The 21780-nt window shown below is 60.9% G+C and carries 16 protein-coding genes and 1 other RNA gene; 15 read left to right on the top strand and 2 right to left on the bottom strand.

Features of this window, described 5'->3' with window-relative positions; all coding sequences use genetic code 11:
• Positions 1 to 206: 206 nt before the first annotated feature.
• From CLM72_RS20165 to CLM72_RS20125, 9 genes are all read left to right on the top strand, one after another.
• A complete protein-coding gene (locus CLM72_RS20165) occupies positions 207 to 866 on the top strand; it encodes a GntR family transcriptional regulator (protein ID WP_105227765.1) in 660 nt (219 codons plus the stop codon).
• A gap of 2 nt (positions 867 to 868) precedes the next feature.
• A complete protein-coding gene (gene smc, locus CLM72_RS20160; RefSeq protein WP_105227763.1) occupies positions 869 to 4357 on the top strand; it encodes a chromosome segregation protein SMC in 3489 nt (1162 codons plus the stop codon).
• A gap of 259 nt (positions 4358 to 4616) precedes the next feature.
• On the top strand, positions 4617 to 5480 hold the full coding sequence (zipA, locus tag CLM72_RS20155) for a cell division protein ZipA (RefSeq protein WP_054898611.1): 864 nt from the start codon (positions 4617 to 4619) through the stop codon (positions 5478 to 5480).
• 87 nt (positions 5481 to 5567) lie between these two features.
• Entirely contained in the window at positions 5568 to 7934 is a 2367-nt protein-coding gene (gene ligA, locus CLM72_RS20150) for an NAD-dependent DNA ligase LigA (RefSeq protein ID WP_105227761.1), read from the top strand.
• Between the two features lie 222 nt (positions 7935 to 8156).
• Entirely contained in the window at positions 8157 to 9323 is a 1167-nt protein-coding gene (locus tag CLM72_RS20145; protein WP_105227759.1) for a putative zinc-binding metallopeptidase, read from the top strand.
• 98 nt (positions 9324 to 9421) lie between these two features.
• Positions 9422 to 9518, top strand: an RNA gene (gene ffs, locus CLM72_RS20140) — signal recognition particle sRNA small type.
• A 150-nt stretch (positions 9519 to 9668) separates the two neighbouring features.
• Positions 9669 to 11630, top strand: a complete 1962-nt coding sequence (locus CLM72_RS20135; RefSeq protein ID WP_105227757.1) for a hypothetical protein — start codon at positions 9669 to 9671, stop codon at positions 11628 to 11630.
• Between the two features lie 158 nt (positions 11631 to 11788).
• Positions 11789 to 12835, top strand: a complete 1047-nt coding sequence (locus CLM72_RS20130; protein WP_105227755.1) for an N-acetylmuramidase family protein — start codon at positions 11789 to 11791, stop codon at positions 12833 to 12835.
• Between the two features lies 1 nt (position 12836).
• A complete protein-coding gene (locus tag CLM72_RS20125; RefSeq protein ID WP_105227753.1) occupies positions 12837 to 13427 on the top strand; it encodes a hypothetical protein in 591 nt (196 codons plus the stop codon).
• A gap of 71 nt (positions 13428 to 13498) precedes the next feature.
• On the opposite strand, the gene CLM72_RS20120 is transcribed toward CLM72_RS20125, so the two are convergent.
• On the bottom strand, positions 13499 to 14362 hold the full coding sequence (locus tag CLM72_RS20120) for a LysR family transcriptional regulator (RefSeq protein ID WP_060772981.1): 864 nt from the start codon (positions 14360 to 14362) through the stop codon (positions 13499 to 13501).
• Positions 14363 to 14460: 98 nt separating this feature from the next.
• On the opposite strand from CLM72_RS20120, the gene CLM72_RS20115 reads away from it, so the two are divergent.
• From CLM72_RS20115 to CLM72_RS20085, 6 genes are all read left to right on the top strand, one after another.
• Entirely contained in the window at positions 14461 to 15402 is a 942-nt protein-coding gene (locus tag CLM72_RS20115) for a DMT family transporter (protein ID WP_105227751.1), read from the top strand.
• 77 nt (positions 15403 to 15479) lie between these two features.
• Positions 15480 to 17555, top strand: coding sequence for a DNA polymerase III subunit gamma/tau (dnaX, locus tag CLM72_RS20110; protein WP_105227749.1), 2076 nt, complete (start codon positions 15480 to 15482; stop codon positions 17553 to 17555).
• 43 nt (positions 17556 to 17598) lie between these two features.
• Complete coding sequence (locus CLM72_RS20105; protein ID WP_003193199.1) at positions 17599 to 17937, top strand: YbaB/EbfC family nucleoid-associated protein; 339 nt, start codon at positions 17599 to 17601, stop codon at positions 17935 to 17937.
• Between the two features lie 140 nt (positions 17938 to 18077).
• The gene (locus tag CLM72_RS20100) at positions 18078 to 19112 is read left to right on the top strand and encodes an NADP-dependent oxidoreductase (protein ID WP_003193196.1); all 1035 of its coding nucleotides are present in this window, start codon (positions 18078 to 18080) and stop codon (positions 19110 to 19112) included.
• Positions 19113 to 19178: 66 nt separating this feature from the next.
• Positions 19179 to 19781 carry a recombination mediator RecR gene (recR, locus tag CLM72_RS20095; protein ID WP_014719453.1) on the top strand — a complete coding sequence of 201 codons (603 nt, stop codon included), beginning with the start codon at positions 19179 to 19181 and terminating at the stop codon, positions 19779 to 19781.
• A gap of 179 nt (positions 19782 to 19960) precedes the next feature.
• On the top strand, positions 19961 to 21109 hold the full coding sequence (locus CLM72_RS20085) for an acyl-CoA dehydrogenase family protein (RefSeq protein WP_105227745.1): 1149 nt from the start codon (positions 19961 to 19963) through the stop codon (positions 21107 to 21109).
• A gap of 109 nt (positions 21110 to 21218) precedes the next feature.
• Here CLM72_RS20085 and CLM72_RS20080 read toward each other — a convergent pair whose 3' ends face one another.
• Positions 21219 to 21767 carry an adenine phosphoribosyltransferase gene (locus tag CLM72_RS20080; protein WP_034128393.1) on the bottom strand — a complete coding sequence of 183 codons (549 nt, stop codon included), beginning with the start codon at positions 21765 to 21767 and terminating at the stop codon, positions 21219 to 21221.
• Positions 21768 to 21780: the final 13 nt, after the last annotated feature.

Raw genomic sequence — 21780 nt, 5'->3', positions numbered from 1 at the left:
TGGTTTTCTGACCTAAGGGTCAAGAAAATACGATCACAACACTTTCAATTATGGTCCAGTCTTCTGGAACCGGCGTTTTTGGCGGCTTACAGGCTTTCAACGTTGCTTATTTCGTGCCAAATTCGCCACGGTGGGCGTAGCGCCATCAGCGGGCCAATGCGCTACACTGCCGCGCTTGTACCGATAGCAGATTTTGAAGGGAAAACATGACGTTCAAGGCGCCGGACAGTCTCGCCGAGCAAATTGCTCACCACCTCGCCGAACGTATCATTCGCGGCGATCTCAAGCCTGGGGAGCGGATCCAGGAACAGAAAGTCACGCTGGCGCTCAACGTCAGCCGTGGTTCCGTGCGCGAAGCTTTGCTGATCCTTGAGCGCCGCCATCTGATTGCGATCCTGCCGCGCCGTGGCGCCCACGTCACAGAGCTCACCGCGCACAAGGTGCAGAGCCTGTGTACGTTGATGGGCGAGATGTACATCCTGCTCGGCAATGCGGTTGCCGAAGGCTGGCAGACCCAGGCCGACATGGCGCCGTTTCTGCAGATCCAGCAACGCCTTCAATTGAGCCTGGAGCGTGAGGACATCCGCGCTTTCGTCGAAGAAAGCTTCAATGTGATGCGCGCTGCATACCCCTTCGCCAACAATCCGTATTTGCAGGAAACCGTCGAGAACCTGCAGCCGGCGATGAACCGCGCCTATTACCTGGCCCTGGATCAGCGCAAGGCGTCCATGAGCGAGTTCCTGGCGCTGTTCGAGCAATTGCTCGCCGCAGTACTGGCCCGTGACTTGGTGCAGATACGTGGGGTGCTCACCGCCTACTGCCAGCGCAGTAGCTCGCTGGTCATCGCTGCGTTGGCGGACGCCTAAGCGTGCGGCTCAAGTGCATCAAGTTGGCGGGGTTCAAATCCTTCGTCGACCCGACTACCGTCAACTTCCCCAGCAACATGGCGGCGGTGGTGGGGCCCAATGGTTGCGGCAAGTCGAACATCATCGACGCCGTGCGTTGGGTGATGGGCGAGAGCTCGGCGAAAAACCTGCGCGGCGAGTCGATGACCGACGTCATCTTCAACGGCTCCACCAGCCGCAAGCCGGTGAGCCAGGCCAGTATCGAACTGGTATTCGATAATTCCGACGGCACCCTGATCGGCGAATACGCAGCCTACGCGGAAATTTCCATCCGTCGTAAAGTCACCCGCGACAGCCAGAACAGTTACTTCCTCAACGGCACCAAGTGTCGCCGTCGCGATATCACCGATATCTTCCTTGGCACTGGCCTGGGCCCGCGCAGCTACTCGATCATCGAGCAGGGCATGATCTCCAAGCTGATCGAGGCCAAGCCCGAAGACCTGCGTAACTTTATCGAAGAAGCGGCTGGTATCTCCAAGTACAAGGAGCGCCGCCGCGAGACTGAAAACCGTATCCGCCGCACCCACGAAAACCTCGCCCGCCTCACCGACCTGCGCGAGGAGCTGGAGCGCCAGCTCGAACGCCTGCATCGCCAGGCCCAGGCCGCCGAGAAGTATCAGGAATACAAGGGTGAAGAGCGCCAGCTCAAGGCGCAATTGTCGGCCCTGCGCTGGCAAGCATTGAATGACCAGGTGGGCCAGCGCGAAGCGATTATTGGCACCCAGGAAGTCAGTTTTGAAGCGCTGGTGGCCGAGCAGCGTAATGCCGACGCCAGCATTGAGCGCTTGCGTGACGGCCACCATGAGTTGTCCGAGCGCTTCAATCTGGTGCAAGGCCGCTTCTATTCGGTGGGCGGTGACATTGCCCGGGTCGAGCAGAGTATCCAGCACGGCCAGCAGCGTTTGCGCCAGTTGCAGGATGACTTGAAGGAAGCCGAACGCGCACGCCTGGAAACCGAATCGCACCTGGGCCATGACCGTACCTTGCTGCTGACCCTGGGCGAAGAGCTGGACATGCTCACCCCCGAGCAGGAAATCACCAGCGCCGCCGCCGAAGAAGCCGCCGCCGCCCTAGAAGAATCCGAAGCCACCATGCACGGCTGGCAGGAACAGTGGGACGCCTTCAACCTGCGATCTGCTGAGCCACGCCGCCAGGCCGAGGTGCAGCAGTCGCGCATCCAGCAGTTGGAAACCAGCATGGAACGTCTGGCCGAGCGCCAGCGCCGTCTGCAGGAAGAGCGTGTCCTGCTCGCTGCCGACCCGGAAGACGCGGCGATCATGGCGCTGAGCGAACAACTGGCCGAAAGCGAAATGACCCTGGAGGAGCTGGAGGCCAGCGAAGAACAGCAAGTGGAGCGCCTGGAGCAACTGCGCCAGCAATTGCACACCGCGACCCAGGCGCAGCAGCAAGCCCAGGGCGACTTGCAGCGGCTCAATGGTCGGCTGGCTTCGTTGGAAGCCTTGCAGCAAGCCGCGCTCGACCCCGGCACTGGCACCGCCGAGTGGCTGCGCGACCAGCATTTGGCCGAGCGCCCGCGCCTGGCTGAAGGCTTGAAAGTCGAAGCCGGCTGGGAACTGGCGGTGGAAACCGTGTTGGGTGCCGATCTGCAAGCGGTGCTGGTGGATGATTTTGCGGGTTTCGACCTGGCCGGGTTTGCCCAGGGCGATTTGCGCCTGCTCAGCCCGGCGCCCGAGGGTGCAAGGGTACCGGGCAGCTTGCTGGACAAGGTCGAGGCGGCGATGGATCTGTCGCCATGGCTGGGCCAGGTCAGGCCCGTGGAGTCCCTTGAGCAAGCCTTGGCCCAACGCGGCCAATTGGCGGGCGGCGAAAGCCTGATCAGCCGCGATGGTTATTGGGTCGGCCGCCACTTCCTGCGCGTGCGCCGCGCCAGTGAGGCGGAAAGTGGCGTATTGGCCCGTGGCCAGGAAATCGTCAACCTGAGCGCCGAGCGTGAAGAGCGCGAAGCCACACTGGAAAGCCTGGAAACCGAACTGCAAACCCTGCGCGCTACCCAGCGCCAGCAGGAAACCGGCCGCGAACACCTGCGTCGGCTGTTGCAGGACGAAGCGCGCCAGCAAGGTGAGTTGAAAGCCCAGTTGTCTGCGAGCAGGGCCAAGGTGGAGCAATTGACCCTGCGCCGCACCCGTCTTGACGAAGAAGTGGCCGAAATGGGCGAACAGCGCGCCCTGGAACACGAACAGATCGGTGAAGCGCGCCTGCACTTGCAGGAGGCCCTCGACAGCATGGCCCTGGACACCGAACAGCGCGAGTTGCTGCTGGCCCAGCGCGACAGCCTGCGCGAGCGCCTTGACCGCGTGCGCCAGGAAGCCCGGCAGCACAAGGACCACGCCCATCAGTTGGCCGTACGCCTGGGCTCGTTGCGCGCCCAGCATGATTCCACACGCCAAGCCCTTGAGCGCCTGGAGATGCAGTCCGAACGCCTGACCGAAAAGCGCGAGCAACTGAGCCTCAACCTGGAGGAGGGCGAGGCACCGCTGGAAGAGCTGCGCCTCAAGCTTGAGGAATTGCTCGACAAGCGCATGACCGTCGATGTCGAACTCAAGACCGCCCAGATCGCCCTGGAAGACGCCGACCGTGAACTGCGCGACGCCGAAAAGCGTCGCACCATGGCCGAGCAGCAATCGCAGTTGATCCGCGGCCAGCTCGAACAACAGCGTATGGAATGGCAAGCCCTCACCGTGCGCCGCAAGACCTTGCAAGACCAATTGCTGGAAGACGGCTATGACCTGCACGGCGTGCTCAACACCCTGACCGCCCAGGCCAACGAGAAAGACGCCGAAGAAGAACTTGAACGGATTGCCGCACGTATTCAACGCCTGGGCGCGATCAACCTCGCCGCTATCGATGAGTACCAGCAGCAGTCCGAGCGTAAACGTTATCTGGATGCCCAGGACGCCGATCTGGTTGAAGCCCTGGACACCCTGGAAAACGTGATCCGCAAGATCGACAAGGAAACCCGCAACCGCTTCAAAGATACCTTTGATCAGATTAATGGCGGTTTACAGGCGTTATTCCCAAAAGTTTTCGGTGGTGGCAGCGCCTACTTGGAACTGACGGGCGAAGATCTACTCGATACAGGGGTAACGATCATGGCGCGGCCTCCGGGCAAGAAGAACAGCACCATCCATTTATTGTCCGGCGGCGAAAAAGCCCTGACCGCATTGGCCCTGGTATTTGCCATCTTCAAGTTGAACCCGGCGCCGTTCTGCATGCTCGACGAGGTTGACGCACCGCTGGATGACGCTAACGTTGGACGCTACGCTCGGTTGGTCAAAGAGATGTCCCAGACGGTGCAGTTCATCTATATCACCCACAACAAGATCGCCATGGAAATGGCCGACCAGTTGATGGGGGTGACGATGCATGAGCCCGGCTGTTCGCGATTGGTCGCGGTGGATGTGGAAGAGGCGATGGCGATGGTGGAATCCTGAGCCACGCTGGGAGAGAGAATTTACAGCACGCTGTAGGGCGATTTACCGGCCTGGGGAAAGTGGCAAATGGACATATTTGTTCAAGGCATTTTGACAGACGGTGTAAAGTTATCTTTGGTCGTGCTAGTTTAATGTCAATTTTTCGTGTGCGTGGGCAAAACGTCAGTCAGAACATAGAGTTGGCGCCACGTTTTAAAGCGGTTTGCACGGTGCTAAACCCCTTATTTTTCAGCATTTTTTATTAGAGGCACGGGATTACATGGAAATCGGTCTGCGCGAGTGGCTGATCGTCATCGGCATTATTGTCATTGCCGGTATTCTTTTCGATGGCTGGCGCCGCATGCGCGGTGGCAAGGGCAAGCTCAAGTTCCGGCTGGACCGAAACCTGTCCAACTTGCCTGACGACGACGGCGCCGCCGAGCTGCTGGGGCCGCCCCGTGTGCTGGATACCCATAAAGAGCCGCAACTGGATGAGCACGACCTGCCGTCGATGAGCGCCCCGCTGCGTGAAGCCCGCGAGCCGTCGTCCAAGCGTGGCAAGCGCGGTAGCGCGGCGGTTGCCGAGCCGCACCAGGGCGACCTGAACCTCGACGTCGATGATGGCCCGAGTTTCAGCAGCCGCGATGACGATTTCCCGGACGAGACGTCTGCCAAGAGTGCGGCGCGCCAATCGGTCAACGATCAGCCGGCTGCCGAAGAAGTCCTGGTCATCAGCGTGATCTGCCGCGATGCCGGCGGTTTCAAAGGCCCGGCACTCTTGCAGAACATCCTCGAAAGCGGCCTGCGTTTTGGCGAGATGGATATCTTCCATCGTCACGAAAGCATGGCCGGTAATGGCGAGGTGCTGTTCTCCATGGCCAACGCGGTCAAGCCCGGCACGTTCGATCTGGACGATATCGACCTGTTCAGCACCCCGGCGGTGAGTTTCTTCCTTGGCCTGCCAGGCCCGCGTCACCCCAAACAAGCGTTCGACGTGATGGTGGCCGCTGCCCGCAAGCTGTCCCAGGAGCTCAACGGCGAGCTCAAGGACGACCAGCGCAGCGTGCTCACCGCCCAGACCATCGAACACTACCGTCAGCGCATCGTCGAGTTCGAGCGTCGCGCCCTGACACAGAAACGCTGAGGATCGATCTTAAGCGTTGTCTGTAGAATCCGTGCACTAACATATTGAGCAGCTTCGGCTGCTCTTTTGCTTTATGAGAGAACACCCATGACCGCCGCCCAAACCCGCATCCTCGAACTGCGTGCTGAACTGGATCAGCATAACTACCGCTACCACGTCCTCGACGAGCCGAGCATCCCGGACGCCGAGTACGACCGCCTGTTCCATGAACTCAAGGCCCTGGAGGCCGAGCACCCGGAACTGGTGACGCGTGATTCACCGACGCAGCGGGTCGGCAGTGCGGCATTGTCGGCGTTCACCCAGGTCAAGCACGAGATCCCGATGCTCAGCCTGGGCAACGCCTTCGATGAAACCACCATGCTGGAGTTTGATCGCCGGGTCACCGAGGGCCTTGATCTGCCGGTGGGCGATCTGTTTGGCGCTGGCGCGGCGGTGGAATACAGCTGCGAGCCGAAGCTGGATGGCCTGGCGGTCAGCCTGCTGTACCAGGATGGCGAGCTGGTGCGCGGTGCCACCCGGGGCGACGGCACCACCGGCGAGGACATCAGCGTCAATGTGCGCACCGTGCGCAATATCCCCCTGAAACTGCACGGCACGGGCTGGCCAGCCACCCTGGAAGTGCGCGGTGAAGTGTTCATGTCCAAGGCCGGTTTCGAGCGGCTGAACGCCTCGCAACTGGAAGTGGGCGGCAAGACCTTCGCCAACCCGCGCAACGCCGCGGCGGGCAGCCTGCGCCAACTGGACTCGAAGATCACCGCCAGTCGCCCGCTGGAATTCTGCTGCTATGGCATCGGCCAGGTGACCGCGGATATCAGCGACACCCATATCGGCAACCTCAAGCAGTTGCAGAAGTGGGGTATGCCGATCAGCCACGAATTGAAGCTGGCCAAGGGTATCCAGGAATGTCTGGACTACTACCGCGACATCGGCGAGCGCCGCAATGCGCTGGGCTATGAAATCGACGGCGTGGTGTTCAAGGTCAACAGCATTGCCTACCAGCGTGAACTGGGCTTCCGTGCCCGCGAGCCGCGCTGGGCGATCGCGCACAAATTCCCGGCCATGGAAGAACTCACCGAGCTGCTCGACGTGGAGTTCCAGGTCGGTCGTACCGGTGCGGTCACGCCGGTGGCGCGCCTCAAGCCGGTCAAGGTGGCCGGCGTGACCGTGTCCAATGCCACCCTGCACAACATGGACGAAGTGGCACGCCTGGGGCTGATGATTGGCGACACCGTGATCATCCGCCGCGCCGGTGATGTGATTCCGCAGGTGGTCTCGGTGGTCACCGAACGCCGCCCGGAAAACGCCCGCGCCGTGCAGATCCCGCAGAATTGCCCGGTGTGCGGTTCCCATGTGGAGCGTACGCAACTGGTCAAGCGTAGCAAGGGCAAGGAAACCGTCAGCGAAGGCGCGGTGTACCGTTGCGTCGGGCGCCTGGCCTGCGGTGCGCAACTCAAGCAGGCAATCATTCATTTCGTCTCGCGCCGGGCCATGGACATCGACGGCCTGGGCGACAAGACCATCGAGCAACTGGTGGATGAACAGCTCATCGGTTCGCCGGCCGATCTCTACAAGCTCAAATATGAACAGATCATCGACCTGGAAGGCTTTGCCGATATCTCCAGCAAGAAGCTGATCAGCGCCATCGAAAACAGCAAGACCCCGACCCTGGCACGCTTTATCTACGCCTTGGGCATTCCCGATGTGGGCGAGGAGACGGCCAAGGTGCTGGCGCGCTCGCTGGCGTCCCTGGAGCGTGTTCAAAAGGCGTTGCCTGAGGTGCTGACGTACTTGCCGGATGTTGGGCTGGAAGTGGCCCATGAGATCCATAGCTTCTTTGAAGACGGGCACAATCAGCAGGTGATTGGCGCGCTATTGTCACCGGACGAATGCGGCCTGCAATTGCAGGAGCAAGGCGAACTCAGCGCGGAATTCGCCGCCAGCACCACCTTGGGCGGTTTGCTCGACAAGCTGCACGTGCCGTCGGTGGGGCCAGGTGCTGCGCAGAAGCTCGCGGACAAGTTCGGTTCGCTGGAGGGCGTAATCAAGGCTGACTGGCTCGATATGCGCCAGGCGCTGCCCGAGAAACAAGCCAAGGCTGTACGGGACTTTTTCGATAATGCCGACAACGCCAGCCATGCCCTGGCCATCGAGCAGCAGCTCAAGGACTTTGGCATGCACTGGCAGAGCGAGAAAAAGCTCGTTGAAGGCTTGCCCGAAGCCGGGCACACCTGGGTACTCACGGGCTCCCTGGAGCTGATGAGCCGCGATGTGGCCAAGGACAAGCTCGAAAGCCTGGGGGCCAAGGTGGCCGGTTCCGTTTCGGCGAAAACCCACTGTGTGGTGGCGGGACCGGGCGCCGGCTCGAAACTGGCCAAGGCCAATGAACTGGGCCTGAAAGTACTGGACGAAGAGGCCTTCGTCGCCTTCCTGGTCAAGCACAACATCACCGTCTGATTGATCGTCCCCACTCCGCGTGGGAGCGATCTCTCAACACTGTAGGAGCGAGCTTGCTCGCGAAGAATCAAAGGGCGCCGCTGTAAATCAGGCGCCCCGCATTATCGTTAACGATCTTCGCGAGCAAGCTCGCTCCCACAGGGAGCAGAGGCATCTCCTGCACGTGTTGAACGATCTCTCCCGATAAATGATCTAGTCTCTGTCACCCAGGGAGAGATCGCCATGTTCCGCTACTTCGAGCAACTCAGCACGCGCATCGCCGCTCCGTTCATGGCCGAAACCTCGCGCAACAGCAAGGTGTGGCAATGCCGGTGTGGCCAGTCGCTGTTTTTTCGCAACAGCCAATGCCTGGCCTGCCAGGCGGCATTGGGTTACCAGCCGCAGCAAAGCCACCTGTCGTCCTTGCAACCTGGGCCGGCGGTCGGTACTTGGCTGGCGGACGATAATCTCGATGCCGGCGCATTCCGGCGCTGTGCAAACCTCGATTCACCCGCCGCCTGCAACTGGCTGATACCTGCTCACAGCACTGCACCGTTGTGCGTGGCCTGTAGCCTGAACCGCACCATTCCTGACCTATCAATTGCGGAAAACCCCGAACGCTGGCGCAAGGTCGAAACCGCCAAGCGCCGCTTGGTGGCGCAACTGATCAGCCTGGGCCTGCAAGTGGTGCCCAAGAGCGTTGACGAAGAGACTGGCCTGGCCTTCGACTTTATCGGTATCGACCTGGAAGGCAACGCACCCACCACCGGTCACGCCAATGGGCTGATCACCCTGGACATCAAGGAAGCCGACGACGCCCACCGCGAAAAAGTCCGCGTACAGATGCGCGAGCCGTACCGCACCTTGCTTGGCCATTTTCGCCATGAAGTCGGCCATTACTACTGGGATCGCCTGATCGCCAACAGTCACTGGCTCACACCTTTTCGCAACCTGTTCGGCGACGAACGCGCCAGTTATGCCGGGGCCCTCGACCGGCACTACCAGAACGGCCCGCGCCCGGACTGGCAACTCACCTGCGTGAGCGCCTACGCCACCATGCACCCCTGGGAAGATTGGGCTGAAACCTGGGCCCACTACCTGCACATGATGGACGCCGTGGACACGGCCCTGGGCTTTGGCATGAGCGCCCGCGAGATGGACCTGGATTACCAGCCATTCCCCCTGACCACGCTCTACGACCCGCAACACCCTGGCGGCCCGGCATTCCTTTCCTTCGTCAATGCCTGGATCGAACTGGCCGGCATGCTCAACGAACTGTCCCGCGCCATGGGCCAGCCGGATTTCTACCCCTTCGTGCTGCCGCCCGCGGTGATTGCCAAGCTGCACTTTATTCACCTGGTCATCCAGGAAGAAGGCGGCAGGGCTGATGGGGTTATGGCAAGTGCTTGAGCCTTCTCATTTTTTAATCCGGAACCAACGGTTGTAACTTCCGATGAGATGGGTACAATGGCGCGGCTTGCCGAGAGGCAGCGTCGTTATGGTGACCCCATCGGTCCCCCCGCAACGATTACCCGTGAACCTGGTCAGAGCCGGAAGGCAGCAGCCACAGCGGGAACATTGTGTGCCGGGGTGTGGCTGGTGGGGTTGCCTCCATAACGCTCCCTTCTGCAGTCCCTTCTAAAACTCAAGTTATTTTCAGCCAGTCATCTGTGATGCTTCCTGCACAGTGCATGACGGTCATTTCGCGTCTAGTGGCATACTCCCAAGCGTCTCTTCCCCTGGCTACGAGGCTCTATGCACTCGGAACATTTCGACTTATCCAGCCCCGTATTCTTGCCGATCACCGAGCACACCTGTGCGGGTTTGTTGGGCGGCGAGGGTTTCGATGCGCTTGTAGCCCTGAGCGAGCCCCAATTGGCGGCGGTGCTGGTGATCCAGAACCTGGCGCAGGTGCCGGAAAGCGACCTGAGCGCCAACGGTGCTGAAAAAGTGTTGGCCAAGCTGATTGACTGGGCAGTCGATGCCCGCCATTCGGCCAGTGTGTCCCTGCTCTCTGAAGCGCAGCGGCTGTTCGATCAGAGGAAGCTGTACTTCGGCCTCAATGTGGTCAAAAGCCTGAAGCTGCGCTTTCTGCTGGAGGAGGAAGTCCAGGCGCGGGACTACCTGTTACCCAGTGGCAAATGGGACGTCGAGTATAAAGTCCGCCATCTCAAGGCCAATGATCCGTTCAGCCAGCAGGTGATCACGCCCAGGCATCGCGAGCGCTGGTTGAGCGCCGAGCAGGACAAGCTGCTCAGAACCTTCCGTGCCAACCTGAACGAAGACCTGCATGTTCAAGGCTATGCAGGCATTGGCAAGAGTCACCTGCTGGTGGCCTTGCTGGAGCACCTGCGCCCGGAAAAGACCTTGCTGTTGGCACGCACCCCGGCAAAACTCGAAACCCTGCGTGCGCGCATGGTGGGAGCGCGGGAGCGTAAGGCCGGGCATACCTTCCAGGACTTCGCCCATGCTCTATTGCATGGCCCGAGGCCAAAGCCGCTGAATACGCCGGCGAGGGTGCCGACCAAGCAGGCGCTCGCTCAAGAGCTGAATATCTTTGGTTTCCGCCGCCTGGAAGGGCAAGCGGTGGTGGAGGTGTGCCTCAAGGTGCTTGAGGCCTACTGCCGCTCCTGGGAGTACAGCTTGTCGGCCCAGCATTTGCCGCATTTCAAGCAACCGCTCGCCGGCGTCGATGCCAGGGCGCTGCTCGAGTATGCCAGCCGGTTGTGGGGCTACCTTGAGGCGAACCCGGCCTGGGGCCGGCATACCGGGTTTGAAGGCTTGTTGATGATCAAGCGCGCCAGCCTTGCAGGCTGCGTGGTGCCCGAGCGCTATACCCATGTGCTCATCGATGAGAGCCAGGACATCCCGGCGCCGCTGTTGCAAATCATCGAGCGCGGCTGCCAGGTGCTGATCACTTTGGGGGATGAGTATCAGCAGGCCAGTGGCGGCGTGGTCAAGCGTGCCCGTGAGGTTCGCCATACCGACGTGTGCTACTCCGTGCGTTCCGGGCGCAATGTCGAGCGCCTGGTCAACCCGTTGATCAGCTTGCACTCGGAAAAAAGCAAATCGCTTTTCGAGGGCGCGCGCGATGCCGATGTCGGCATTGAGTTTTATCCGCAGGGTTTCGTGCCCCCGCAAGGTTGCGTGGTGTTGACCGCTTCCCATTGGGACACCATGCAGTGGGCGATCCAGCTGAGCCACGCCCGCTGTGCGTTCGGCCTGGCGAGCAAAGAGGCCCAGCAGTCGCTCAAGCATTTCATGGACACGGTCATCGCGTTGTTCAAACCCGATTTCTATAGCAATGAGTTCAATGACCTCGGCCCCCATGCGTTTTTCAGCGACATGGCCGATTGGCAGCAGGTGCGCGAAGCCTGCCAGTTCGATGAGGCGTTTCTGTGGGTCGAGGCCGAGCTGGAAAAAGGCTTTAACGGGGCGGATGTCACGCGTCTGAACAGGTTGATTGGCCATCCGGACGAGCGCGTCCTGTTGATGCTGGCGCAGGATGCGGGTGGCATGGAGTTCGACCGGGTACTGCTCACCCCGGAATTGTTGACCAATGTGAAGTTCCAGGACGCCTACGCGTTCGATCAACGACTCTGTGCGGTGTATATCGCGATTTCACGGGCCAGGGTGCAGTTGTACCTGCCCTACGATGTGGTCGAGTGGCTCGACTATCACAAGTATCAAAAGACCCGTGAATCCCACGGTTACTGACGGTTTTAATCCGGCTGTTTCACAACTTTCATAAAGCCCTCTGGACAATCCGCAGACCGCCTTGTTAGCTTGCGCCGGCCACTTGTTTCAGAGTATGACAAGGGCATGGATTTGATGTTGAAGTGCTATCACTTCTTTCACTCACAAGGATGTCTGTCATGAAAAGCCTGCAAGGGTTGCCTCGTCTTATCAGTGCTTCGGTAGGGACGCCCGGCAAAGCCCGCAACTTGCCCGCCGATGTTCAGTGCATCCAGTATTTATTCAATTTGATCATTCCCAAGATGGGGTTTGCCTTGCTGGAAAACGGCAAGTGCGACGGCCAGTTGGTGCAGTGCATCAGCCAGTATCAGTTTCGCCATCTCAAGTACGCCCATCCCGATGGCGTGATCGACCCCACCGGGCGGACGTTCAACAGTCTGATCGAAGAGGCGCTGAAGGTACCGGTGCGGGCTTTTCCCAATACGCGCATTCCGACGTTTCTCAACATCTTCGGCAATAACAACGTCGATGCGGTACAGGCCACGGTCAATGTGTACCTGGACCGCGTGCGTGCGGTGATCGAGGCCGAGCGGCGTAACCGGCAGTTGATGATGCAGTCCACCTGCGATGGCGGGACGACATTGAGCGATACGGATTTCCAGAACGCCGCCAAGCAATTGGGCAACGGTATTTCGGTGAATGTGGTCAAGGCGTTCGCCACGGTGGAGTCGGGCGGGAAGGTGGGGTTCGGGCCGGCCAAGTTGCCGATCATCGCCTTTGAAGGGCACCACTTTCGCAAGTACACCAAGCACATCTACGACCAGTCGCAGCCGTTGCTGTCGTATGTCTACAAGAAAAAAGCCGGCCCGCAATGGCAGGCGAACAACAAGGATCAGGTCAAGGCCTGGGAGACCATGGCCACCGCCTTTGCGCTGGATCAGGAAGCCGCCTTGATGTCGGCCTCCTGGGGCATGTTTCAAATCATGGGGTTCAATTTTGCTGCGTGCGGATTCAAGACGGTGTTTGAGTTCGTGGCGTCATTAAAGATCAATGCCGGTAACCAACTCAAAGCCTATCTCAGCCTTTGCAGCCACAACTCGGCATTATTGAGTGCCATGAAAAACAAGGACTTTACCGCCATGGCCCGAAACTATAACGGTGATGATTACGGCAACTATGACGTCCTGATGAAACAAGCCTACGAAGCCTTTGAAGGGAAGAAATAAGATGATTCGTTATCTGGCGATGGGAGTGTTGTCGTGGTGCGCCGTGGCGCCTGCGTTGGCCGGCCCGGCGGCGTTGCATTCAGGCCAATATGAAGGGCTGATGCTGGCGGTGACGCCGGGGCATCAGGTGGAGGGTTTCTACCAGGAATCGATGGGCGAGGGTGTGGCCCGTGGTTGCACGTTCTACTTGCAAGGCAAACCCGAAGCGCTCACCACCTGGCTGGACGCTGCCTACCCAGGCAGTGTGGCAGCGGCGTCCGACGGGGTGACCCTGACCGTGGCGCAGGGCCGTCAACACCCCGGCTGCATCAACGTGCTGATGCCGGAAATCGCCACCGGCCTGGCGCTGAGCCAGACCGCCAGCAAACAATGGATCGGCTTGGTGACGGTGTCTGCCGACAAGGCTTACTTGCTGAAAACGCCGGGCGCCAAAGCGGCAAAGCGGCCCTACATCGTCAAGCATGACGTAGTGGGCGTACTGGCATTCAAGGACGGCTGGGCGCAGGTGGAATTCATCAACGCTGACGACCGTTCGTTCACGGGCTGGATCAGCCAGGGCCAGTACGCACGGTTGGCTGCGCCGAAGCTGTAAAAAGGTGGGAGGGGGGCTAATGCCCGCTCCCACATTTGATCTTCATGGCTGTGAGCATTAAGGCAATCCCGTCAGCCAAAGGTCTCGCGCAGTAGCCCGGCAAACGCATCTCGCGCCAGGTGCCGCTGGGTGTCCGTGTGCCAGAACAACAGGTTGTCCACGGGCGCCAGTGCTTCAAAGCGATACGATGCCAGCTGATTGGCCTGTTCATAGCGCGCCAGGATCCCCTCGGGTGCCAACGCCACGCCAATCCCCGCGCTCACGCATCCGATGATCGTGCCCCAACTGGCGTAGCTGGCGATTGCTGGCTTGATGTCATGGGGCTTGAGCCAGTTTTCCAGGGCGGCGCGATAAGGGCAGCCCGGCGGCCACACCAGCAGGGTTCGGCCGGCCAGGTCCTCGGCACTGTTGATAGGGGCGCTGCACGCGCTGGCGATCAGCACCAGGCGCTCGCTGTAGACCACGCTCTGTTCCAGCTTTGTGCGTTTGCCGCCGGCAGCCACCAGCGCCACATCCAGGCGGTGGTGCTGCAGGTCATCCAGCAGTTGCGCCCAGGCACCGGTGACCAGTTCCAGGCTGACATCGGGATAACGCCGATGGTATTCCGCCAGCAGCGGTGGCAAGCGCCCGCTGGCGCTGGATTCCACCGCACCGATGCGCAAGGTGCCACGGGGAATGGCGCTGGCATCCACGGCGCGTTTGGATTCATCCACCAAGGCCAGGATACGTTCGCAGTAATCCAGGAAGATCTCTCCCGCGGCGCTGATCGCCAGCCCTCGGCCAGCACGGATAAACAGCGGTGTGCCCAACTCGCTTTCCAGCTGCTTGATGCGCGTGGTGATATTGGACGGCACGCAGTGCAATTGCAGCGCAGCCTGGGCCACGCTGCCGGTTTGCGCCACGGCTCGTACCATTTTCAGTTGGGCCAGTTCCATTGCTCAGTTCCAATGATTTCAGAAGTCAGAAACGCTTAATTGTCCTATGCCTTGCCTGGGCCAAGACTGGCAGCATTCCTTTTGCGTGGATGCTGTCGATGAATACTCCGTCACCTCTGAAGCTTACGCTAGTCATTGCCAGCGTCATCCTCTGTTGGGCGTATTCCCCCATCGGCGTACACATGGGGCTGCACAGTTACAGCCCCGGCCAATTGGCGCTGCTGCGGTTTTTGATCGCGTCGGTATTCATGGGCGGCGTGGCCTCGGTGGTGGGAATTGGACGGCCACCATTGCGCGACCTGCCGTGGTTGTTGGTGCTGGGCTTTTTCGGGGTGTTCCTGCACCACACCAGTCTCAATTACGGGCAGCAATGGGTGACGGCGGCAGCGTCGAGTGTGTTGGCACAGTCGGCGCCATTGTTCAGTGTGTTGATCGCGTTTTTGTGCTTGAAGGAGCAGGTCAGCACCTGGCGCTGGGGCTGCGTGCTGTTGGGGTTGGCCGGCGTAGTGGGGGTGATCTGGGGCGACCGGGGCATAGGCGATATCAACCCACGGGGTTTGCTGATCTTGTTGGCGGCCTGCTCATGGAGTGTGTACTTCGCCATCCAGCGACATTACGCCCATCGCTACAGCCCGTTGACGATGGCGTGCTACATGGTGTGGTCCGGCACCCTGATGCTGTGCGTGAACCTGCCGGGCCTGCCCGTCGCCATCGTGCAGGCACCGATGGTGGAGAATCTTGCCGTGCTGGTGCTGGGCATTTTTCCCAGTGCCTTGGCCTATCTGGCCTGGGGTTACGTGTTGAAGTACGTCGAGGTCAGTCGTGCGTCGGTGGCGATGTACCTGATTCCACCGGTTGCCATGCTGATGGCCGCCACGCTGCTTGGCGAACACGTCACCCTGCAGGTGATGCTGGGCGCGGTGATCGTGCTGGCAAGTGTCGCCGCTATCAGTCTGGAAGGGCATTGGCGCTCCAAGGTGCCAGCAAAACGCCCGCAGGTGCCCTCCGGGAGGCCAATCGAACAAGCTTCGTCAGATTAGACGAGCGTGCCGGATGCAATTTCCCCCTTGCTCCGCTAGCATTACCGGCTTCTGCTTCCCAGTTGCGACGGTTTTCGATGAGTTATCAGGTTCTTGCACGTAAATGGCGCCCGCGCTCGTTCCGCGAAATGGTCGGCCAGACCCATGTGCTCAAGGCTCTGATCAATGCCTTGGACAGCCAACGGCTGCACCACGCCTACCTGTTCACCGGTACGCGCGGGGTGGGCAAGACCACGATTGCGCGCATCATCGCCAAGTGCCTGAATTGTGAAACCGGTATTACCTCGACGCCTTGTGGCACCTGTTCGGTGTGCCGTGAGATCGACGAAGGGCGTTTCGTCGACCTGATCGAGATCGATGCCGCGAGCCGAACCAAGGTCGAAGACACCCGCGAACTGCTGGACAACGTGCAGTACGCGCCGAGCCGTGGCCGCTTCAAGGTCTACCTGATCGACGAAGTGCACATGCTGTCCAGCCACTCCTTCAACGCCTTGTTGAAAACCCTGGAAGAGCCGCCGCCCTACGTCAAGTTCATCCTGGCCACCACCGACCCGCAGAAACTTCCGGCAACGATTTTGTCGCGGTGCCTGCAGTTCTCCCTGAAAAACATGACCCCCGAGCGTGTGGTCGAGCATTTGACCCATGTGCTGGGCGTCGAGAACGTACCGTTCGAAGACGACGCGCTGTGGTTGCTGGGCCGCGCCGCTGATGGTTCGATGCGCGATGCCATGAGCCTCACCGACCAGGCTATCGCGTTTGGTGAAGGCAAGGTCATGGCCGCCGACGTGCGCGCCATGCTCGGTACCCTGGACCACGGCCAGGTGTTCGACGTGCTGCACGCGCTGATCGAAGGCGACGCCAAGGCGTTGCTCGAAGCGGTGCGCCACCTGTCGGAGCAAGGCCCGGACTGGAATGGCGTGCTCTCGGAAATCCTCAACGTATTGCACCGCGTCGCCATCGCCCAGGCCCTGCCGGAAGGCGTGGACAACGGCCATGGCGACCGTGATCGCGTATTGGCCCTGGCCCAGGCCTTGCCGGCCGAAGACGTACAGTTCTACTACCAGATGGGCCTCATCGGTCGCCGCGACCTGCCCCTGGCACCCGACCCTCGGGGTGGCTTTGAAATGGTGCTGCTGCGCATGCTGGCATTCCGGCCGGCAGATTCGGCAGACGCACCGAGACAGCCGCTAAAGCCAGTGGGGATCAGCCAGGCCACAGTTGATTCCGCCAAACCAGTGGCTGGCGCGGCTGTTGTTGCGCCAGTAGTTGCTGCGCCTGCGGTTGCTGTGCCTGAGCCGGTTGCGCCGGCACCTGAGCCCGAACCTGCGCCGGTTGCCGTCGCACCGGTGGTCGAGCCCGAGCCGGTCATCGAGCCCGAGCCCGTTGTCGACTTGCCTTGGAATGACCCGGTCGAAGCGCAAGTAGAGCCCGAGCAACAGCCCGCCGTGGAGCCCGTGCTGGAAACCACCGGCGAGCAACCCGAGCTGACACCGATGCCTGCGCCGACTCCGGACAGCGTGGTGCCGGATGCCCCTGAGTGGGTATCGGCCCCCGTTCCTGAACCGACGGTCGCCCAGGTCGACGCGGCCACTCCCGGCATTGACCTGGACGACGAACCGCCGCTGGACGAAGACTACATCGAGCCGGACATGGATTCGGCCTACAGCTACCTGGACGATTTGGCCAGTGAGCACACCGCGGAACCTGCGCCCGAGCCCGAGGTAGAGCCTGCCGCGGCTCCGGCTACCGGCCTGGCCCTGCAATGGCTGGAATTGTTTCCGAAATTGCCGATCTCCGGCATGACCGGCAGTATCGCCGCCAACTGCACCCTGATTTCCATCGAAGGCGACCACTGGCTGCTGCACCTGGACCCGGCCCATAGCGCCTTGTTCAACGCCACCCAGCAGCGCCGGCTCAACGATGCGCTCAACCAGTACCATGGGCGCACGCTGACCATCGCCATCGAGCTGATCAAGCCCGAGCAGGAAACCCCGGCTCAGGCAGCGACCCGTCGGCGCCTTAACCGCCAGCGCGAGGCCGAGGACTCGATCCACGCAGATCCGCTTATCCAACAAATGATGCAACAGTTCGGTGCGGTCGTCCGCCACGATACTATTGAACCTGTCGAAGCCCCGGTGCCCCAAGCGTCATGACACCGGGCTACTCATTGATCCACGTACTTTTGAGGTGATTCCCATGATGAAAGGTGGCATGGCCGGCCTGATGAAGCAGGCGCAGCAGATGCAGGAAAAAATGGCCAAGATGCAGGAAGAACTGGCCAACGCCGAAGTCACCGGTAAAGCCGGTGGCGATATGGTCAGCGTGGTGATGACCGGTCGTCACGACATCAAGCGTGTCAGCATCGACCCAAGCGTATTGCCGGGCGTGGGTGAAGATGACCTGGAAATGCTCGAAGCGCTGTTCGCCGCAGCCGTCAACGACGCTGTGCGCAAGATCGAAGCCAACAGCCAGGACAAAATGTCCGGCGTGACCGCTGGCATGCAACTGCCACCGGGCATGAAACTGCCGTTCTGATACACGCTTTAGCTAGACTCAAATGCCAGGCATCGCGCCTGGCATTTTTTTTGGCCGGTCGAAACATCGAACCCCAGGCCTTCACCGATGGTCTGCACCCTATACCGTTGAAACCACTCACCGATAAAGGAGCCCCGCTGATGCCTCAAGAAATGACGCTCAACCAACGCATCGTTCTGGTCTCACGCCCTCAAGGCGCACCCACGCCGGAAAACTTTCGCCTGGAACGTGTGAGCCTGCCGGACCTGGCAGACGGTCAGGTGTTGCTCAAGACCCTGTACCTGTCCCTGGACCCCTACATGCGTGGACGCATGAGTGACGCGCCGTCCTACGCCGCGCCCGTGGAAATCGGCGAGGTGATGACCGGTGGGGCTGTCAGCCGTGTCGAGCAATCGCGCAACCCGAAATTCGAAGTGGGCGACCTGGTGGTCGGCGCCACTGGCTGGCAAAGCCACTGCATTTGCGAAGGCCATAACCTGATCCCGCTGCCCAAGGGGTTGCCGAGTCCGTCGATGGCCTTGGGCGTACTGGGTATGCCGGGCATGACGGCCTACATGGGCTTGATGGATATCGGCCAGCCCAAGGCCGGGGAAACCCTGGTGGTGGCGGCTGCGTCTGGCGCGGTGGGGTCGGTGGTGGGCCAAGTGGCCAAGCTCAAGGGCTTGCGCGTGGTGGGCATTGCCGGTGGCGCAGACAAGTGCCGCTACGTGGTGGATGAGTTGGGCTTTGACGCCTGTATCGACCACAAGAGCGAAGATTTTGCCCATGAGCTGGCCCTGGCCTGTTTCAAAGGCGTGGACATTTATTTCGAAAACGTCGGCGGTAAAGTCTTCGATGCCGTGCTGCCTTTGCTCAACCCCAAAGCGCGCGTGCCGCTGTGCGGGTTGATTGCCGGCTATAACGCCCATGAAGCGCCCAGCGGCCCTGACCGTTTGCCGGCGCTGCAACGCACCTTGCTGACCAAGCGGGTGCGCATCCAGGGCTTTATCGTGTTCGATGACTACGGCGACCGCCAGCCGGAGTTCCTCAGTGCCATGGCGCCTTGGGTGCGCGAGGGCAAGATCAAGTTCCGCGAGGACGTGGTCGACGGCCTGGAGCAGGCGCCCGAAGCCTTTATCGGCCTGCTCGAAGGGCGCAACTTCGGCAAGTTGGTGGTGCGCGTCGCGCAGGATTGAGTATTTGACGCTAATCCGGGGCGCGGGTATAAACCGCGTCTCGTTGTTTTGTCGGACCCTTCGCCCATGAGCTTCAGCCCCCTGATTCGCCAACTGATCGACGCCTTGCGCACTTTGCCCGGCGTCGGCCAGAAAACTGCCCAGCGCATGGCGCTGCAACTGCTGGAGCGTGACCGCAGCGGCGGCACCCGCCTGGCCCAGGCCCTGAGCCAGGCCATGGAGGGCGTGGGCCACTGCCGCCAGTGCCGCACCCTCACCGAAGAAGAACTCTGCCCGCAATGCGCCGACCCACGTCGCGACGACACGTTGCTGTGCGTGGTGGAAGGGCCGATGGATGTGTACGCCGTGGAGCAGACCGGTTACCGCGGGCGTTACTTTGTGCTCAAGGGCCACCTGTCGCCGCTCGACGGTTTGGGGCCGGAAGCCATCGGTATCCCGCAATTGGTGGCACGAATCGAAGAGCAGGGCACCTTTACCGAAGTGATCCTGGCAACCAACCCGACGGTGGAAGGTGAAGCCACTGCGCACTACATCGCCCAGTTGCTGACCAATAAAGGTTTGATTACTTCACGGATCGCCCATGGCGTACCGTTGGGTGGCGAGCTGGAATTGGTGGACGGCGGCACCCTGGCGCACTCGTTCGCAGGCCGCAAACCCATCGCGCTCTAAATGTGGGATCTGGCTTGCCTGAGATAGCATCACCACGGTGTAACTGAAAGACCGAGGCGCTGGCATCGCGGGCAAGCCCGGCTCCCACCTGGGTCTTGTGTGGTGGTAAAAAATGTATTCGGCTTGATAACCAAGCAAGCGCTTGGTAAGTTCGCTCCATCTCGCCATGGAGCTTGCCGATGTCCGCCTGTCAGGAATACTTCGACCCCAGCCACCAATTGGTCCGCGACAGCGTGCGCCGCTTCGTCGAACGCGAGATGTTGCCCGGCATCGAGCAATGGGAGGAAGCGGAAAGTTTTCCCCGCGAACTTTACCTCAAGGCCGGTGCGGCGGGCATTCTGGGCATCGGCTACCCCGAGGCGCTGGGTGGCAGCCACGAAGGCGATCTGTTCGCCAAGGTCGCCGCCAGCGAAGAACTGATGCGCTGCGGCTCCGGTGGCGTGGTGGCAGGGCTCGGCTCCCTGGATATCGGCCTGCCGCCCATCGTCAAATGGGCCCGGCCCGACGTGCGTGAGCGCATAGCGCCTCTGGTGCTCGCCGGCGAGAAGATCATCGCCCTGGCGGTCACCGAGCCCAGCGGCGGCTCGGATGTAGCCAACCTGCAAACCCGCGCCGTACGTGAAGGCGAGCATTACCGCGTGAGCGGCGCCAAGACCTTTATCACCAGCGGCATTCGCGCTGATTTCTACACCGTGGCCGTGCGCACGGGCGGGCCGGGCTTTGGCGGCATCAGCCTGCTGCTGATTGAAAAAGACACGCCCGGTTTTACCGTCGGCCAGCCACTGAAGAAGATGGGCTGGTGGGCGTCGGACACCGCCGAGTTATTCTTCGATGACTGCCGCGTGCCTGTGGGCAATCTCGTCGGTGTAGAGAACATGGGCTTTGCCTGCATCATGGGCAACTTCCAGAGCGAGCGCCTGGCCTTGGCCCTCATGGCCAACATGACCGCGCAACTGGCCTTGGAGGAAAGCCTCCAGTGGGCCGCCCAGCGCGAAGCATTCGGCAAACCCATCGGCAAATTCCAGGTGCTCAAGCATCGCCTGGCGGAAATGGCTACCGCCGTGGAGGTTTCCCGCGAGTTCACCTATCGCCAGGCCGCGAAGATGGCCGCCGGCAAGAGCGTGATCAAAGAGATTTCCATGGCCAAGAATCTGGCTACCGATACCGCTGATCGGGTGACGTATGACGCGGTGCAGATATTGGGCGGGCAGGGATATATGCGTGGCAGTCTGGTGGAGCGGCTGTATCGCGATAACCGGATTTTGTCGATTGGTGGCGGGACGCGCGAAGTGATGAATGAAATCATCAGTAAGCAGATGGGGTTGTAAACCGGGGTGTTCTTTCGGGCCTCATCGCGGGCAAGCCCGGCTCCCACAGGGGAATGCATTCCAAGGTGGGAGCCGGGCTTGCCCGCGATGGCGTCAGTACTGACGACGCTTATCTCTCGGTCAGCCCGAACTGCGTCAGGCAATACGTCGGAATCCCCATGTCTGCCAACCGCTGCGAGCCACCCAGCTCTGGCAAATCAATAATCGCCGCGGCTTCAAAGATCTTTGCCCCCATGCGCCGCACCAGGTTCGCCGCCGCAATCAGGGTGCCGCCGGTGGCGATCAGGTCATCGAACATCAGCACGGAGTCGCCTTCGCACAGGCTGTCGGCATGCACTTCCAGGAAGGCTTCGCCGTACTCGGTCTGGTAACCCTCGGCCAGCACGTCCGCCGGCAGCTTGCCTTGCTTGCGGAACAGGATGAGCGGCTTGTTGAGTTGGTAGGCGATGATCGAGCCGATCAGGAAGCCACGGGCATCCATTGCACCGATATGCGTGAAATCGGCTTCGACATAGCGTTGGGCAAAGCTGTCGGCCACCAGGCGCAGGGCGCGGGGCGATTGGAACAGCGGCGTGATGTCACGAAAGATCACACCCGGCTTGGGGAAGTCGATAACGGGGCGAATCAGGGATTTGATGTCGAACGAATCAAAAGTCATCGTCGAGGAGTCC

The sequence above is a fragment of the Pseudomonas sp. MYb193 genome (genome assembly GCF_002966775.1).
GTDB classification, from domain to species: Bacteria; Pseudomonadota; Gammaproteobacteria; order Pseudomonadales; family Pseudomonadaceae; genus Aquipseudomonas; species Aquipseudomonas paracarnis.
Note: the sequence above shows the minus strand (reverse complement) of the source record. Positions and strands in the feature narration are given on the sequence as shown.

Bases quoted from the DNA above. Each gene is read 5' to 3' on its own strand.
- CLM72_RS20120 (WP_060772981.1), bottom strand. From the start codon at position 14,362: ATGGAACTGGCCCAACTGAAAATGGTACGAGCCGTGGCGCAAACCGGC.
- CLM72_RS20130 (WP_105227755.1), top strand. From the start codon at position 11,789: ATGAAAAGCCTGCAAGGGTTGCCTCGTCTTATCAGTGCTTCGGTAGGG.
- recR (WP_014719453.1), top strand. From the start codon at position 19,179: ATGAGCTTCAGCCCCCTGATTCGCCAACTGATCGACGCCTTGCGCACT.
- CLM72_RS20115 (WP_105227751.1), top strand. From the start codon at position 14,461: ATGAATACTCCGTCACCTCTGAAGCTTACGCTAGTCATTGCCAGCGTC.
- zipA (WP_054898611.1), top strand. From the start codon at position 4,617: ATGGAAATCGGTCTGCGCGAGTGGCTGATCGTCATCGGCATTATTGTC.
- ligA (WP_105227761.1), top strand. From the start codon at position 5,568: ATGACCGCCGCCCAAACCCGCATCCTCGAACTGCGTGCTGAACTGGAT.
- CLM72_RS20100 (WP_003193196.1), top strand. From the start codon at position 18,078: ATGCCTCAAGAAATGACGCTCAACCAACGCATCGTTCTGGTCTCACGC.
- CLM72_RS20145 (WP_105227759.1), top strand. From the start codon at position 8,157: ATGTTCCGCTACTTCGAGCAACTCAGCACGCGCATCGCCGCTCCGTTC.
- CLM72_RS20085 (WP_105227745.1), top strand. From the start codon at position 19,961: ATGTCCGCCTGTCAGGAATACTTCGACCCCAGCCACCAATTGGTCCGC.
- dnaX (WP_105227749.1), top strand. From the start codon at position 15,480: ATGAGTTATCAGGTTCTTGCACGTAAATGGCGCCCGCGCTCGTTCCGC.
- CLM72_RS20135 (WP_105227757.1), top strand. From the start codon at position 9,669: ATGCACTCGGAACATTTCGACTTATCCAGCCCCGTATTCTTGCCGATC.
- CLM72_RS20125 (WP_105227753.1), top strand. From the start codon at position 12,837: ATGATTCGTTATCTGGCGATGGGAGTGTTGTCGTGGTGCGCCGTGGCG.
- CLM72_RS20165 (WP_105227765.1), top strand. From the start codon at position 207: ATGACGTTCAAGGCGCCGGACAGTCTCGCCGAGCAAATTGCTCACCAC.
- CLM72_RS20080 (WP_034128393.1), bottom strand. From the start codon at position 21,767: ATGACTTTTGATTCGTTCGACATCAAATCCCTGATTCGCCCCGTTATC.
- CLM72_RS20105 (WP_003193199.1), top strand. From the start codon at position 17,599: ATGATGAAAGGTGGCATGGCCGGCCTGATGAAGCAGGCGCAGCAGATG.